Source organism: Blastocatellia bacterium (genome assembly GCA_035573895.1).
Classification (GTDB): Bacteria; Acidobacteriota; Blastocatellia; order HR10; family HR10; genus DATLZR01.
Window position 1 is genome coordinate 1 of record DATLZR010000103.1, and the last position, 16,063, is coordinate 16,063.

The 16,063-nt window shown below is 58.8% G+C and carries 10 protein-coding genes and 1 tRNA gene; 6 read left to right on the forward strand and 5 right to left on the reverse strand.

Going from position 1 to position 16,063, the window contains the following annotated elements; all coding sequences use genetic code 11:
- Nucleotides 1-162 precede the first annotated feature (162 nt).
- Nucleotides 163-645 carry a hypothetical protein gene (locus VNM72_09880; GenBank protein HXF05712.1) on the reverse strand — a complete coding sequence of 161 codons (483 nt, stop codon included), beginning with the start codon at nt 643-645 and terminating at the stop codon, nt 163-165.
- A 112-nt stretch (nt 646-757) separates the two neighbouring features.
- Complete coding sequence (locus tag VNM72_09885) at nt 758-2,311, reverse strand: Nramp family divalent metal transporter (GenBank protein ID HXF05713.1); 1,554 nt, start codon at nt 2,309-2,311, stop codon at nt 758-760.
- 706 nt (nt 2,312-3,017) lie between these two features.
- Between VNM72_09885 and VNM72_09890 the strand changes: the two genes are divergently transcribed.
- Genes VNM72_09890 through VNM72_09900 form a run of 3 tightly spaced genes read left to right on the forward strand, consistent with a single transcriptional unit; the run spans nt 3,018 to nt 7,148 of the window.
- Nucleotides 3,018-4,589, forward strand: a complete 1,572-nt coding sequence (locus tag VNM72_09890) for a DUF1800 domain-containing protein (GenBank protein HXF05714.1) — start codon at nt 3,018-3,020, stop codon at nt 4,587-4,589.
- An 11-nt stretch (nt 4,590-4,600) separates the two neighbouring features.
- On the forward strand, nt 4,601-5,905 hold the full coding sequence (locus VNM72_09895; protein HXF05715.1) for a DUF1501 domain-containing protein: 1,305 nt from the start codon (nt 4,601-4,603) through the stop codon (nt 5,903-5,905).
- 13 nt (nt 5,906-5,918) lie between these two features.
- Nucleotides 5,919-7,148: a choice-of-anchor V domain-containing protein gene (locus tag VNM72_09900; GenBank protein HXF05716.1), complete on the forward strand. Its 1,230-nt coding sequence runs from the start codon at nt 5,919-5,921 to the stop codon at nt 7,146-7,148.
- A 184-nt stretch (nt 7,149-7,332) separates the two neighbouring features.
- Here the strand turns inward: VNM72_09900 and VNM72_09905 are convergent, their stop codons facing one another.
- The 3 genes from VNM72_09905 to VNM72_09915 form a co-directional block, all read right to left on the reverse strand.
- Nucleotides 7,333-7,638: a ferredoxin family protein gene (locus VNM72_09905; protein HXF05717.1), complete on the reverse strand. Its 306-nt coding sequence runs from the start codon at nt 7,636-7,638 to the stop codon at nt 7,333-7,335.
- A gap of 253 nt (nt 7,639-7,891) precedes the next feature.
- Complete coding sequence (locus tag VNM72_09910) at nt 7,892-8,905, reverse strand: MBL fold metallo-hydrolase (protein HXF05718.1); 1,014 nt, start codon at nt 8,903-8,905, stop codon at nt 7,892-7,894.
- A gap of 379 nt (nt 8,906-9,284) precedes the next feature.
- Nucleotides 9,285-9,360: transfer RNA gene (locus VNM72_09915), tRNA-Thr, on the reverse strand.
- A 209-nt stretch (nt 9,361-9,569) separates the two neighbouring features.
- Here VNM72_09915 and VNM72_09920 point away from each other — a divergent pair.
- From VNM72_09920 to dnaE, 3 genes are all read left to right on the forward strand, one after another.
- On the forward strand, nt 9,570-12,647 hold the full coding sequence (locus tag VNM72_09920) for a TonB-dependent receptor (protein ID HXF05719.1): 3,078 nt from the start codon (nt 9,570-9,572) through the stop codon (nt 12,645-12,647).
- Nucleotides 12,648-12,749: 102 nt separating this feature from the next.
- Nucleotides 12,750-13,919, forward strand: coding sequence for a hypothetical protein (locus tag VNM72_09925; GenBank protein HXF05720.1), 1,170 nt, complete (start codon nt 12,750-12,752; stop codon nt 13,917-13,919).
- A gap of 548 nt (nt 13,920-14,467) precedes the next feature.
- The coding region (gene dnaE, locus VNM72_09930; GenBank protein HXF05721.1) for a DNA polymerase III subunit alpha at nt 14,468-16,063 on the forward strand (1,596 nt) is incomplete at its 3' end.

A 16,063-nucleotide genomic window follows, 5' to 3' on the forward strand; every position in this document is an offset into this window, starting at 1 on the left:
AGCGAACTCGGCCGCCTCGATCAATGAGCGTGACCGTGGGGATCAGCCGCACAGGGTGAGTGTCAGAGTTACGCGGATCCTTCTTTGTTTTGCAGGGGAAGCTGCATCCCCGCGTGAGCTTTGAGAGGGGCAATTCCGCTGGGAATCCGCCGTTGAGGATCATCAGGGCGAGAGGTAGGTTCGCGCCAGCGATTTTCGCTTTCCCTTGACGGAGGCACGAATCATCAGATGGCGCACCGGATCGGTGAGATAGAACCGCACGCCATCCGGCCTCCAGAACCAGGCCAGCGGAAGGCGCAACGTCTCACCAGGAGCGATCTCCGATGGCGGCAGCCCTTTCCATCGGGGAACATACCGGTCATTGAGGACAATCTCGATTTCTCTCAGGGGCGCACTCTCCCGATTGGTGATGTGAAACTGATAGCCGTCGAAGTGAACCTCGAGCTTCAGTGCCCTGTCGAGACGATGGAAGCGAATAAACATCGTCGCACTGACAATGACAATGGCGCCAAGAGCAGCCACGATCAGGCGGACCCGCCGACCCGTCGGCGGTGATGATGTCGCGAAATCGGTAAAGAGATCACGTGTCACGGAATCTTCTCGCTCCATGCCATCGCCGACGAGATCCAGAGACGCATCGGCCATGAACGATCACGACGACACAAAGATCATCCGCCCTCACCGGTCGGTGTCCTTCGGGATTCACTGTTTCGGAGGAGCAGGAGGCCGTCCCGCGAGGCGCTCTGACGGAGACCTGCTATAACCTCGATGTTACCCAGGAGACTATCGGTGCGATGACCGATGAAGCGGCATATCCGATATAGAAGGCGCTGACTCCGATCATGAGCGCCGTCATGAGCCAGCCGGGGCGGGCGCTTCGGGGGAGGAAGCGACGATTCATGAGCAACGTCAGTGGACAATAAAGAGCCATGGCGATTCCGCCCGAGAATCCGGTCAGGAAGAGAAAGCTCTGGGCACGAGTGCTCGTCTCCAGGACGTAGGTCAGCAGACACCCCAGGACGATCCAGGCGATGGCCGTCACCGCATACCAAAATCCCAGCGGACGCGATCGGGCCGCGCGAAAATTCGTGTGAATGATGTCGGCCAGGCTGCGGGAAACGCCATCCACCAGCGTCAACTGAGTGGACAGCAGAGTAGCTACTGCCACCAGCAAAAAGATCGTCGTGGCTCCGCGAAAGAAACGACCGAGCACAAGCGCTTCGAGCGCCAGGAAACTGATCTCCTTCCCCTCATAAAACGCTTTGGTCCCCTGCCAGGTGATCACTCCCTGCTCCGTCAACGGGAAAACGACGGCCAGCGATGCGAAAATGAAGAGCAAAATCGTCACACTGTTCAAAAACCAGAAAAAGAGGACCTGATCCTGAACGGCGTGGCGCCACCACTGTCGCCACCGTCGCTGCTGAACGGGATGATCGGGGAACCGATATCCGGTCAGAGAATCGCGCGGGCTGCGGTCGCGTAAGATATTCGTCAGGACCGGGACGTGAATTCCCATGCCCAGGTTCTTATCGCGGAGGTAAAACGTATAAAAAAGATTGGCTGTGCCTCCGGCCCCAGCGAAAACGATCCAACTGAAAAATTCCGCGTAGCTCACGTCGGGTTCTTTATGCCCGAGATTGAGCACGCCGCGCCCCAGGCGAGCCCAGGTGTCGGATGTCCCCATGAACAGGGCGAGGACGATGAGGCCGACAAGGATAATCACGACCATCACTTCGGTGGAAATTTCGACCGAGCGATAGATGATTTTGGGGCCGAAGAGAATGACCGCCACAGCGGCAAAGGTGAGAGTCGTCCAGGCCCAATCGGGTCCTCCATCGTGCGCCGTAACCTGCGGGCCGAGCACCAGAGCGCGTACGGCTTCACCGCAACTGCGGGCCCAGCCCGGCAGCAACCAGGAAGTGAGCGTCAGGAGAATAAAGATATGGGCGAAGCCCCGCCAGAGCCGGGCATATCCCGTATAGGCCGTTTCCCCCGTTGCCAGGGCATAGCGGGCCAGCTCCAGATTGATGATCATTTGCAGCAAAATGCCCACACCGGCAGCCCAGATCATCCCGGCCCCGTAGCGTCCGACGACCGTTGGCCAGATGATCAACTCCCCGGCTCCGATGGAAAGACCGAGCAGGACTGCTCCCGGTCCCACCACGCGCCAGAAACTGCCGGGATAAGGAGGCAACTCGGCCACCTCAAACGGCGGCAGGTGCGGGCTCCCCGAAGGGAGCGCATCCGGTTCGGCCTCCTGCATTACCCTCACCGGAGAGGGCGTGACCGTCTTCTCCTTGTGACGCGGCATGGTCCGCTTTGCCCTCACACCGAACCCGTGATGAAGCCACTCATTCAAGCAAAAATATGCCACCGGCGCAACCACTGCGAAGGATAGCGCGCTTTGCTCAGAGACGAAGAAGGGCACTTCGCCCTTCCCGTCTGCGTGCCACGCACAGGCAGGCCCGGTACAGGCCTCGTCCCCTCCCCCGGGATGAGGTTAACTTGCCTCCATGCGGATTGGCGACCGACAACCGGGATGTTTCCTTCCGTGATAGATGTGCGTTGCAAAATTTTTGCCCGGAACAGTATTATTGGGGCGGCCTGGCAACACTTTTAGGAAGGGAAAAATTTTTCAAACTTTTTATCCTCGGAGGCCGTCAGAGAGGACGAGCAGAACTAAAAGGGAGGCCGGACCGCAATGACAAATCATGTCACGCCCTGTGCCGCACCGCTTCTGCTGGCGGATGCTCAAAGACAAGGGCCTTCCGGCACGAGAGAGCAATTGGAATCCAGGCTAAATGTGTCGCTCTCCCGCTGTGGACGCTCATCGGGATCGCAAAATCCTCCTGACTATGATGGCATCCGGCCTCTGCGCTACTGGCCTTTCATTAGCGGCACCATTGCGAGGGAGCCCTGGTTCCGCTCCGAAGTGAGGAAAAGGGATCTAGACTCTCCGGTCTGCGACCCGGCACAGGCTCAAAAGCCTGCACCACATCCTTTGGAGGAGGATTCGTATGCCACTGGATGATCAGGACAAGATCGCCCATCTGTTGCGTCGAGCGGGGTTCGCGGCGCGACCCGAAGAGATCGAGGCTGGCGTCGCTCGCGGACTCCAGGCGACCATTGATTTGCTGCTTGATTTTGAGAACGTTCCCGATAATCTCGCCCCTCCGCCACCGGGGCTCGATTACAATGTGGGGACGGGCAATCCCCCACGGGGATATACCGAGAACGTCCTCGGATGGTGGCTCAATGCCATGATCACGACCAGCCGACCGTTGCAGGAGAAGATGGTACTGTTCTGGCACCAGTTGTTTGCCACCTCGGTGGCTGGGGTACCGGATCCACGCCAGATGTACCTGCAGAACGAGAACTTTCGCGGCAATTTCAATCCCGATACGGGCCAGGTGATGCGGCGCAATCCCGCCAATCCTTTTCCCGTGGGGAATTTTCGCCTCATGCTGGAATATCTGAGCAAGGATCCGGCGATGCTCTACTGGCTCGATAACGTCATCAATCGGCGCAAGGACAGTGAAGTTGGGACCAATGAGAACTACGCCCGCGAGCTGCATGAACTCTTTTCGATGGGCGTCGAAGATGTCGTCGCCAAGGTTCCCAACTACACCGAGCGCGATGTGCGCCAGGCATCACGCGCACTGACCGGCTGGACGGTGCGCCCGCTACGACAAAACAACGACAATTTCCCTCGCGCGTTCTTCTTCAACAGTCGGGATCATGACTTCGGTCCCTACGAGCACCTGGGCAAGCGCGGCGGCACCAATGCCGACTTCATCTTCGACAACATCGTCGCCCACCGCAATCCGGGGCAGGCACAGTCAGCCGTCGGACGGTTCCTCGGATTGCGCCTGTTTCGCTTTTTCGGCTATCACGATCCGGAGCCGGAGATCATCAATGCCCTGGCCGATGTCTTTGACAACGGATCGCCGAAATACTCCATCAAGAACATGCTGCGGACAATCTTCACGCCGGGCAACCTCGTCTCCGAAGCCTTCTATTCAGAGAAGGCCTTCAAGGCTCATGTGAAGAGCCCGACCGAGTACATTGTGGGAACATTCCGTCTGCTCAAGCCCGAGGGAATTCCTCTCACCTATCCCACGACGGCGGATACCAATCCGGAGAGCCTACCGGTCCCTCCCCTCCTGCGCACGGTTCTTTTCTGGGCCAATCAGATGGGACAACTGCTCTGGGCTCCTTTCGATGTGAGCGGGTGGAAGGAAGGACTTAACTGGATAAACACGACCTTTGATCTGGCGCGATTCAACTTCGCCAACACCTTCGTCACGTTTGATGCGCGGCAGGGAGGGCTTTCGACCGATGCGTTGCGGACTCTGTTACTGCAAAAGGGAGCACAAACGCCAGAGCAGGTCGTGGATGTCCTGACCGATCTGCTGCTGCAATCTCCCGTTTCCCATGAAACGCGCACGACGCTCATCAACTACCTGCTCGCGGGCAACAATGGAAACGGTCAGTTCCCCTTCGACATCACCCGCAACGATACGATTGATAATAAAGTCCGGGGCTTGATCCACCTGATCATGTGCTTGCCGGAGTATCACTTGAGTTAAGGAGCGAACCTATGAAGAAGACAACGCGACGCCACTTTCTCAAACAAAGCGGCTTCACCTTGATGGCGGTGGGGTTGAGCCGAGAGGCCTTTTACCATAATCTGGGATTGGCCGCCAACAGCACGCTGACGCAAGCGGCTGCGCTCAGCCCGACCGATAGAATACTGGTCGTCGTTCAACTGGCCGGTGGCAATGACGGGATCAATACGGTGATTCCCCTGAGCGGTTCGCTCTACGCGACCTATCAGCAGCGACGACCGACTCTGGCCGTTGCGCCCGATCAGGTCCTTCCGGTGGGAACCGACAGCGCGGGGAATCAGCTCGGCTTTCATCCCCGGCTTCCCAAGTTCAAGGCATTGATGGATCAGGGACACCTCGGCGTCATCCAAGCGGTCGGCTATCCCAACCCCAACCGCTCTCACTTTGAGTCCATGGCGATCTGGCATACGGCTAATCCTGTTCGCCCGGATGGGACGGGGTGGCTCGGCGACTACCTGGACGTAGCCTATCCTTCCAATGACAATCCGCTCATCGGGGTGTATCTGGGAGGAACGCTCCCGCTGGGATTGAAAGCGAGGGAAGTCATCGTTCCGGCCATCAGCAATTTCGAAACCTATCGCTTTCAGACCGATCCGCGGTATCCGCAGGATGCCGCCAATCGCATCAACGCCTTCCTCGCCCTCAACCGTGAAGCGGCGTCCGAGAACACTTATCGAGAGATCATCCGCCAGGTCGCCCTCGACGCCTACCAGAGCGCCGAAGGGCTGCAAACGGGCATCCGTCGGTATACGCCGGATCCAGCGATCCAATATCCCACCGCGAATCCGCTGGCCCGCGTCCTGCAAATGGCGGCGCAAATTATCGGCGGAGGTTTGGGAACGAAAATTCTCTACGTGACGCTCGGTGGATTCGACACCCACCAGACGCAAAACGGCGCCAACGGACAGGGAGGCCAACCGCTCTTGCTCCAGTATCTGGATGACGCCATTGACGCCTTTTATCGAGATATGAAGCGACTGGGCGTTGACGATAAGGTCCTCATCATGACCTGGTCCGAGTTCGGGCGGAAGGTCGGAGAAAACGGCAACCGGGGAACAGATCACGGCGCCTCAGGTCCTCAATTTGTCATCGGCACGCCCGTCCGCGGCGGGTTCTTCGGCGTCTATCCGAGCTTGACTGATCTGGACAAGGATGATGGCACCAAATTCTCGATTGACTTTCGTTCGATCTACGCTACGATCCTCGAACGATGGCTCGGCGTCAGCTCGCGGGAACTTCTCGGCGGGACATTCGAACTGCTGAATTTCCTCCCCTGAGGATCGGGTTGGCGTGGCCACCGGCGTGCGGGCAACAGAAGGCGGTGCTACCGAGCGGTCCGGGCCGCGGAGACGGTGGATACCGGCAGTCGGGGTTCTGCCTGGTGTGGGATTGTTCCTGCTGGCGGGCCTGCTCGCCTGGGGATTTTCCACCGGTCCCCTGCCCGGATTCACCGGCGCTCCTGGAGAGAATACCTGCACCGAGTGCCACGACGAATTCGGCGAAGAGACCAACTCCGGCACCGGTATTCTCACCCTCACCCATCCTTCCCGCTACGAGCCGGGCCAGCGGATGACGATAACCGTCGAACTCCGTCAGCCCGGACAGCGGCGATGGGGGCTTCAGGTGACGGCCCTCACGGTTGAAGGTGCAACACCGGCGGGGGAGTTTATCATCACTGATCCCGTTCACACCCAGCTCGTTCGCGGACCGGCGGGCCGCATCTACGTCGAACACACCTTCGCTGGAACATTCTTCGGTCAACGCGATGGAGCCATCTGGACGTTCGATTGGATCGCTCCGAAAAGCGATGTCGGCCCGATCGCCTTTTATGCGACGGGTAATGCTGCTGACGGTGATGGGACGCGCCTGGGCGACTGGATTTATTCAACACAGTCGGTCATTGCGCCACCGTCATATCCCGGGGTGACGCTAGTCTCTCCTGGCGGAGGCGAGGTCGTGAGTCCCGGCGAGACGTTTCTCATCCGATGGGCGGCGACGCCAAACTCTTCGAGTTTCACCCTGCTCTATTTTCCCCGTCCGGGAGCCCTGCCGGAGACAATCGCGTCCGATCTTCCCTCCAATGCCCGATGTTTCCGATGGACCGTTCCCGAAACGGCGGCTCTGTCGGCTCGCCTGGCCGTGCTGGCTTTCAATGAAAATGGATCGGGAGCTGACGAAACTGACCTGCCCATTGTGATTGCCCGGCGATCAGCGCGAGTACGTCTCACCCAGCCGCAGGGAAGCCCCGTGGCTCCGGCTGGAATCCTTCTGCCGATCACCTGGGAGGTTGCGCCCGAGGTTCCTGTCCGCCGTCAGCAACTTCGCCTCTCCCTCAATGGAGGACGAACCTATCCGATCGTTCTCGCACCCGCATTGGGACCTCATGTGCGACGATTTGACTGGCAGATTCCTTCACATCTGCAAACACCTTCGGCTCGGCTGCTCCTTCTGGTCGAGGATGAGGCGGGGAACCTCCTCGCCGGTGAAAGCGATGCGTCGTTTCCGATCGTTCATCAGTGACGTACTGTCCCCATGATGGTCGGGGATGGTTGCCCCTCACTCACAAGGGATTGCTCCCGGCGAGATGCCCCTCAGGCGGCTTTCGGAGATGCACCGGCTGGTTCCCCGACGGCCTCCCCTCATGACGATTCGAGTGCCCCGTGAATGCAATGGGGGGCTGTCCCCGAGGGACACGGAGGAGATGTCATTCGGGTTTCGGCGAATTCCACTTGGCCTGGAAATCGGCCGCCGACAGAGCGTAATAGTCCGCGTTTTTCTCAATATAGGAAGCCCATTTCTCCGGCACTTCATCGTTGGGAAAGATCGCTTCCACCGGACAGGCAGGAACGCAGGCTCCACAGTCAATGCATTCTTCAGGATTGATGTACAATTGCTCGACGATGTCATATCCGGGCTCATTCTTCCCCGGATGAATGCAATCCACCGGGCACACATCCACACAGGCAGTATCCTTGGTTCCGATGCACGGTTCGGCAATTGTATATGCCATCGCTTCTGCCTCCTTCGCGCGTCAATCTCCTCTTTGCTTCGAGGGCCAGCCGGTTCGGTTGACTCTCGCTTTGAAAAAAGAGGAGAGAACTTATAGCCGATTTTGACCCGATGAGCAAGATGACCATCGGTTTTGTCCAAAACAAATCTTCTCCCGGCCGACGGAGTTCACGCGCCTGTCATCCGCGACGTGCCTGTCAGCGCCGGAAGAAGAGCTGCTTCTGGAAATGGTTGTTGAGCCTCGCGCCCTCGATTTAGTTTCCGCTCTTGATTTCGTCGTAGACGGTAGCAATGTTGGTCTGCAGACTCTGGAATCCGGCGGTCCAACGATACTTATCGAGTTTAATCGAAGCCTGCGCCTGCTCCTTGGTCAATCCTTTTTCGATCGCCTCTTTGACGGCGGCGCGCAAATCGCTGAGGTACTGCCTGAATTCTCTCAGATTGGCAACCGTCCCGACATCCCCATGACCGGGGATGATCTGGGTGGCGGGATCAATGCGCTGGAGCACGGCATCGAGGGTTTCGATCCACTCGCGACTGCTTCCTCCGCCGTTGACGTCAATGAAAGGGAACGTGCCGTTGACGAAGAGATCGCCCATGTGGAGAACCTTCTGGCGGGTGAAATAGATGATCGAATCCCCATCGGTGTGACCGCGCTTGACGTGAAAAACGTGGATCTCCTCGCCGCCGAGGTACAGGCGCACTTCACTATCAAAAGTCAGCGTGGGAAGAATTTCCTCGATGCGCACCTGCCGGGCGGAGGCCAGGGCATTTCGGGCGTTCTCGAGCTGCGTTCTCACCTGCGCTGCTTGAGGAGAATTATTTCGTTCCGCCTCGGCGAGCTGCCGCTCTAACTGAGCGATGCGCTCGGGCAATGTCCGCAGCGCTTGTTCCCGAGTGAGCACGAGATTCTTCCGCACATTGTGATGGGCAATGAGCGTAGCGATCTTCAGAAACGTCCGATTCCCTCCGGTATGATCCTGGTGATGGTGCGTGTTGATGAGGAATCGAATCGGCTTCTCGGTGACCTTCTTCACCTCGGCGATGATCTCCTGTGCGACGTCATCGAACTTATCGTCAACGACGAGCACCCCGTCGTCGGTAATGGTGAAACTGACGTTGCCACCGCGCCCGATGAGGACGTAGGTGGAATCGGTCAGTTTCTGCGTGCGCAAGACCTGAAGGGGGACGCGCCGCCCGTTATGAGCCAGTGCCGACGTCCCGACGAAGCTGAGTATAAGCCCCACCGCCATGCCTCTCATTCTCATAACGAATCCTCCCATTGAAGAGTTGGTACGGGTGATCTGATTCACATTGATTCTCCATCCGGCTGACGTCGTGACGCGTGTCTGCTGCTTTCACGCATCGCCACAAACGATACGATTGTGCCCGATAGTGTAGCACAAGGCCTCCCTCCTCCGAAAAGCACGCACAGACCGGGTGATGCACTCCTCCGTCCATCGGCTCATCGCTCAGTCTCCGCTCACTTTTCATCGCGTCGGGGGTAGGGCCGCGCTCCGTGAGGTGGCCGGGAATCTCTTGCGGCAGGGGAAAGCTCGCCTGCGGCCGGGAGATCGCTAAGGTATCCGCATTCCGTGGGGAAATCCCCTCGCCTCCGGTACTAAACGGCGAGATGCTCAAAAATACTGGAGCCGGCGATCGGACTCGAACCGATGACCTGACGATTACGAATCGTCTGCTCTACCTGCTGAGCTACGCCGGCCCCTAAGACAAAGGCCGAAATCCCGCAACATCCGAACATCCCGCAACACATGACGTGGGAAATTTTACCCTCCGGTGGGCACGGGAGCAAGAGCGGCGGGCGAGGCCGTCGGCGTGAAATGAGCTGTCTTCGGAGGGATCTGTTCTTCTCGCTTTTGCTTTTCCCGGTATGGTAAAGTTGTGTGTGAATTCACACCGAGGAGGTCGGTTATGAGACAGACCATCGTGTGCGTCCTGATGGCAGCATTGATCCTTATTTTTATTCCGGTGCACGCAGCAGCAGTTCAATCGCAAGCGGCTGCGGCCACACTGGAAGGATATGTTTATGATCCGACCGGCGCCGTTGTTCCCGACGTCACCGTCACGGTCGTCAATGCGGCGACGGGTCTCACCCGCACGGTCAAGACAAATACCCTCGGATACTATGTGGCTCCGCTCTTGCCGCCGGGGACCTACCGCGTGACCTTCGCCAAACCGGGGTTCGCCGAGTTGAAGCTGGAGGATGTCGAACTCCGCGTCGGGGACACGCTGACGGTCAACGGCACGCTCCAGCCGGCGGGGATTCGAGAGGAAATCCTCATCACCGCCGAAACGCTTCCGGTCATCGAGACGTCGCGGACGCAGCCGGGGACGGTGATCGAGCGATCGGTCATTGATGTTCTTCCGCTCAACGGGCGGAACTGGACCGAACTTGTGCTTCTCACTCCCGGAGTGACGGCCGCCGATGATTTCGGCAACGTCAGCTTCGCCGGCATGGATCGCGTCTTCAACAATATTCAGGTAGACGGAGCCGACAACAACAACGCCTACTTCGGCGAAATTCGCGGGCGGACGCGCGCCCCGTTTCAGTTCAGCCAGGAGACGGTTCAAGAGTTTCGCGTGGCCAATAACAATTTCTCCGCCGAGTTCGGTCGCGCCGCCGGCGGCATCGTTAACGCCATCACCCGCTCCGGGACCAACGAATGGCACGGCGGAGCGTTTTACTACATCCGCGACGATGTCTGGAACGCCAACGGGTTTTTCAACAATGCGAACGGCGTGCCCAAGCCCCCTGAGCGGCGTCAACAATTCGGCGGCAATTTCGGGGGGCCACTCATCAAGAACAAGCTCTTCTGGTTCCTCAACTATGACCAGCAGGTGCGCAACGAGCCGGTGACGGTGATTCTCGGGGCCCGTCTGGAAAGCGAGATCGCCGCATTACGGGGACCTGACCGCGAGCTGGCCGAGCGCATCTTTCGTCCGCTCGTCCGCTCGATTCCCCGCGACTTCGACCAGATCAATTTCTTCCCCCGGCTCGACTGGCAACTCACTCCCAATCATACGCTCACGCTCACGCACAATTTTCAACAGTTCGATTCGATGAACGGCGTCTTCACCACGCCGACCACTACCACCAATATCACCGGCAACGCCAAGAATTTCACCAATAGCTACACGAGCGTCATCACCCTCAACTCCATTCTCACACCTCGCCTCATCAATGAATTTCGCTTCAACTTCGTCTTCGATGATACCGGCGATTTCGCCAACGATCCGTTCCTGCCGCAGATATCGGTGGCAGGTTTCAATCTGGGCGGGCGCACCTTCCTGCACTCTCTGCCGGGAGCCTTCCCCGGCCGCTTCACCAGCGAGCGTCGCCAGCAGTGGATTAATAATCTCTCCATCATCGCCGGAAAACACACCATCAAAACCGGCCTCGACATCAATCGGATCGTGGACCGCAATTTCTTCGGCAACAACCTGAACGGGACCTACAGCTTCGGCAGCGTGGCCGATTTCCTCAACGGCGTGCTGAGCAATTACACCCAACGGTTTTACGTCGGGGATCCCCTGACGACGATGCACACGACCGTGTCGGGATTTTACGCCCAGGACACTTATCGCATCAGTCCTCGTCTGACGCTCTACTACGGCGTGCGCTATGAACTGCAAACGTTGCCTTCGCCGCTGGTGGTGAATCCTCTGGTGCCCGAGACCGCCATCATTAACGAAGACAGGAACAATTGGGCTCCGCGCCTGGGCTTTGCCTTTTCTCCCTTCAAAGACGAGAAGACGGTCATTCGTGGTGGGTTCGGCATCTTCTACGGGGTAACGCCGAATCTCATGCTCAACGATGCCCTGACCAACAACAATGCTTATTCGATCAACATCTTCCTCTCGCGGGAGCAAGCGGAGGCTAACGGGATCATCTTCCCGCCGGTGAGCACGCTCGATCCGCTCAATCTCTCGCGGACGCGCTTCCCTCGGCTCACCGCTCCACCGGGTGGAATCCGTTTCTCCGATCCGTTTTCCGACATCATGGTCTTCGCTCCGGATCGGGTGAATCCCTACACCGAGCAGGCCAATCTGGAGATCGAGCGGGAGCTGTTCCGGCAGACGTCGGTGTCGGTAGCGTATCTGTTCACGCGAGGCGTCCATATTTCCCGGTCGCGCAACATCAACGTGCGACCGCCGCTTGAAGGTCCCGCCGGAGTGGCGACCATTCGCGTGCTCAATGAGTCGGGGCAGATCGTCCAGACGATGCAATTTCCTCGCATCGGCGTCGTTTCGCCCACCTCGCTCCGGCCGAATCCGAATTTCCGCCAGATCAACCGGGTGGAGAGCGTGGCCAACTCCTTCTATCACGGCCTGGCCGTGCGGGTGAATCGGCGCTTTCATCGCGGGATGTCGCTGCTTGTTTCTTATACGCTGGCCAAAACCATTGACGACATCAGAAATTCCATTGATGCCCGCTTCACCGACATGCTCGATCCGTTCAATGCCCGGCGCGATCGGGGGCTGTCGGGACTTGATGAACGGCACCGGCTGGTGGTGAGCGGCGTATGGGATCTGCCGTTTTTCTCGCAGGCGAGCCAGCCCATTGTGCGTCATCTTCTCGGCAACTGGAGCCTGAGCGGCATCGGAACGTTCACGAGCGGTCGCGCCGTGACGGCTGATCTCGCTGGCTCCAGCACCGATACGGACATCAACGAGGATAACGTCTCGGATGATCGGGCGCCGCATCTCGGGCGCGGCGTGTTTCGCGGACCCGGACGCAACCAGATTGACTTCAGCCTGCGCAAGCGCATCCCCCTGGCCGAACGGAAGCAACTGGAGTTCATCTTTCAAGCGTTCAATCTCTTCAACCGGCCTCAGTTCACCGGGGTGCAGGTTGATGCCTTCGATGCGACGCGCAGCGGCGGCATCACGTCGCGCGTCTTCACGCTTCGTCCTCGCAGCGATTTCCTCAGGCCAACCTTCGGGTTGCGGGCTCGCGATCTCCAGTTCGGATTTCGCTTCACGTTCTAACGCCCGAGCACGGGAAAGCAGCCAACCGCCGCGGCTATTGAGGACGCGCACTCGATTTGCTAGCATGGGGGCGAGAATCCACACGCTCAGGGAGGAGGACTTATGAGGAGATTGTGGGTCATTCTTTTGCTGCTCCCCTTGGGGAGCCCGCTTTCTCTTGCTCAAGGAACATTGGTGATTCGCATGGCCATTACCGGCGCGCAACTCGCCGCCGCCAATGCCACGCCGGATCCAACGCGAGCCAGTCCCGGACGCCTCGGCGTCACGGCGGACGGAAAACTTCTTCTCAGCGATTTCTCCGATCAGGCCAATAACGAGATTTTCATTGTGGATGTATCGGTGAACCCTCCGGTCTTCACCAAGGTCACCGATACGGCAACATTGAAGCAGAAGGTGGATAACGAGAACGGACCGGATCCGGCGCCGACGGTGATGACCCCGCAAACGCTCGACGTGGATCGTGACGGACACGTCATCATTCTCACCGACGGAGCCGATCCTGAGGTCGCCTATCTCTTCCACGTTGATCAGACGGCGACGCCGCCCGTGGTGAGGCTCGTCGCGGGCCTGGATCGGCCGTTTCTCCCCCTCTCGCCGGCGTCTTCGATTGAGGGGAATCGCTCGATGGCCGTCATCGGATATACCGCCTACATCACGCTCAACGACCGCTTCAACGCCGTCAATGGCGATAGCATCGTCAAGATTGACGTGCATTCGCCCGACGGTGGCAAAACCGCCGCGACGGAACTCGTCTCTCAATCGCAGCTTGAAGCCGTTGTGGGCGTTGGGCAGGACATTGATCTGAATGACATCGCCGTGCGCCCGGCCAAAGGAACACTCGTTGTGATCAATAGCGGTCGGGCACAATCTAACGATGATCTTCTGGAGATTGACCCTCAGACGGGAGCGGTGTCAGTCCTCGTTGCCGCCACCGACATCGAAGCGGATCTGGGAACGACCGATGTCGGTTACAGCGGTATTGACATTGGACCCAATGACATCATCTATCTGGCCAATGCCTTTGGCACGAGCGGCCAGGCGGCCAATCGCGGAATCATCGCCGTGGCCAATGCTGGAGGCGGTCGGGGCGATGCCACGCTCTTCGCGTCGCAAGCCGACATCATCGCCCATTCGAGCGTGCGCACAATAAGCGGCGCTCCCATCACATCCCTTTCGTACCAAAATGCCGGACTCGCCGTCAGTCCGACGACCGGCGAAGTCTTCTTCGTTGAACGGAACACGGCGGGCGTCATCGGTCTTCGCCGCGAATGAGACAACCTGAGCCACAACGAATGCGGATGAGGAAGGATCGGCGCCCTCCTTCCTCATCGCCGTTGTGAGGGTCTCCCCGAAAGCACATTTCCCCGCCCAGGCGAGCCTTTCCTCCACACCTTCACGGCCACCGGACTCTCAAAAATCATCCGTGAGAGGGGCGCGGAAACCCCGATTCCCCGCCCGATCAAAAATGCCATCGGGTGATCTTTCCGGTGGAGCCTTTCATCCGGAAAGCGGAGATGGTGGGGTGATGGGGCCGGCCTCGCGAGCTGTTTCTTAGGCTGAACTGTTCAGGACGTCCGGGCACGCGATGAATCCACAAGGGGCCCCTGGCCGAAAGCCTAGCGGTTTTCAATTGCCCGTCCCGGGCGCCCGCATCTTGCGGGCAGAGAGGCACGGCCGAAGCGTGCGCTCACAGGGCACGCTCCTTTGCAAACTGCAGTGATTTGCTCCTGGCGGAACCCGACGGGCTCTTGACCGAACACAAGATTTTGATATATTAGCGCCGTCAAGCCCAACGTATTGAGAACGGAGAGAGGCGCGCGATGGCGAAGTCGTTTGTGCATCTTCATCTTCACACGGACTACAGCTTGCTCGATGGGGCCATTCAGATTGACGCGCTCGCTCGCCGGGCTGCCGAGTTGAAGATGCCGGCCATTGCCGTGACCGATCACGGGAATCTCTTCGGCGCCGTTTCCTTTTACGAAAAGCTCTCGGCTGTCGGCGTCAAGCCGATCATCGGCATGGAAGCCTACTTCACGCGGGGCAGTCGTTTCGATCGTCCCCTCAGCAACCGCGATTCCGGGAAGGCGATCTATCATATTATCCTGCTGGCGATGAACGAAACCGGGTATCGCCATCTGGTGAAGCTCAGCTCATTTTCCTACCTGGAGGGATTTCACTACAAGCCGCGCATTGATAAGGAGCTGCTCGAGAAATACCACGAGGGGCTGGTGGCGCTTTCTTCCTGTCTGTCGGGAGTGCCGGCGGCGCTCCTTCAGCAAGGCAAATTTGACGAAGCGGCCCGCGAGGCCCTTGAGTTTCAGGATATTCTGGGACGGGGCAATTACTACCTCGAAGTTCAAGATCATGGCATTGCCGGACAACGCGACGTTGCCCGGGGATTGATCGAACTCTCAAAGAAAACGGGCATTCCGCTGGTCGTTACCAATGACTGTCACTATCTGACGCGAGAGGATGCCCGGGCTCACGATGTTCTGCTTTGCATCGGCACGGGGAAAACCGTCAAGGAAACCAACCGGATGCGCTATGACTCCGACCAACTCTACGTCAAGTCGGCGGAAGAAATGTGGGCCCATTTCGGTTCGGAGCTTCCCCACGCCCTTCAGGCCACGGTGGAGATCGCCGAGCGATGCGAGGCGAAAATTCCCCGACCGGAGGGCGTCGGGCATCTCCCGGTTTTTCCCGTCCCGGCGGGCTACACGGTGGATAGCTATTTCGAGAAGATCGCGCGGGAAGGATTTGCCTCCCGTCTGCCCGAGTGGGAAGAGAAACGGGCGCGAGGTCAATTGAAACATCCGCTGAGCGTCTATGAGCAGCGATTGGACTATGAGATCCGACTGATTCAACAGATGGGGTTCCCCGGCTACTTTCTCATTGTGTGGGATCTGGTCCGCTATGCCCGCAGTCGGGGGATTCCCGTCGGGCCGGGCCGGGGGAGTGCGGCGGGCAGTCTGGTGGCCTACTGCATGCGCATCACCGATGTGGATCCAATCCAGTGGGATCTCATGTTTGAGCGGTTTCTCTCTCCGGGGCGGGTGACCATGCCCGACATTGACATTGATTTTTGCGTGCGCGGTCGTCAGGAGGTCATCAACTATGTCAGCGAATTCTACGGTCGGGAGAACGTGTCCCAGATCATCACCTTCGGGACGCTGGCCTCGCGGGCAGTGATCAAGGACGTCGGGCGGGCGCTCGACATGAAGTACAGCGAGGTGGAGAAGGTCGCCGCCATGATCCCTCCCCCAATACGGGGTCGTAACGTGAGCATCGCCGAGGCGATCAACCGGAATCCCGATCTGAAGCGGGCGATCGAGACCAATCCCCAGATCGCCGAGCTGATTGATCTGGCTCGCCGGCTCGAAGGGTGTGCCCGACACGCCTCCATTCATGCGGCGGGG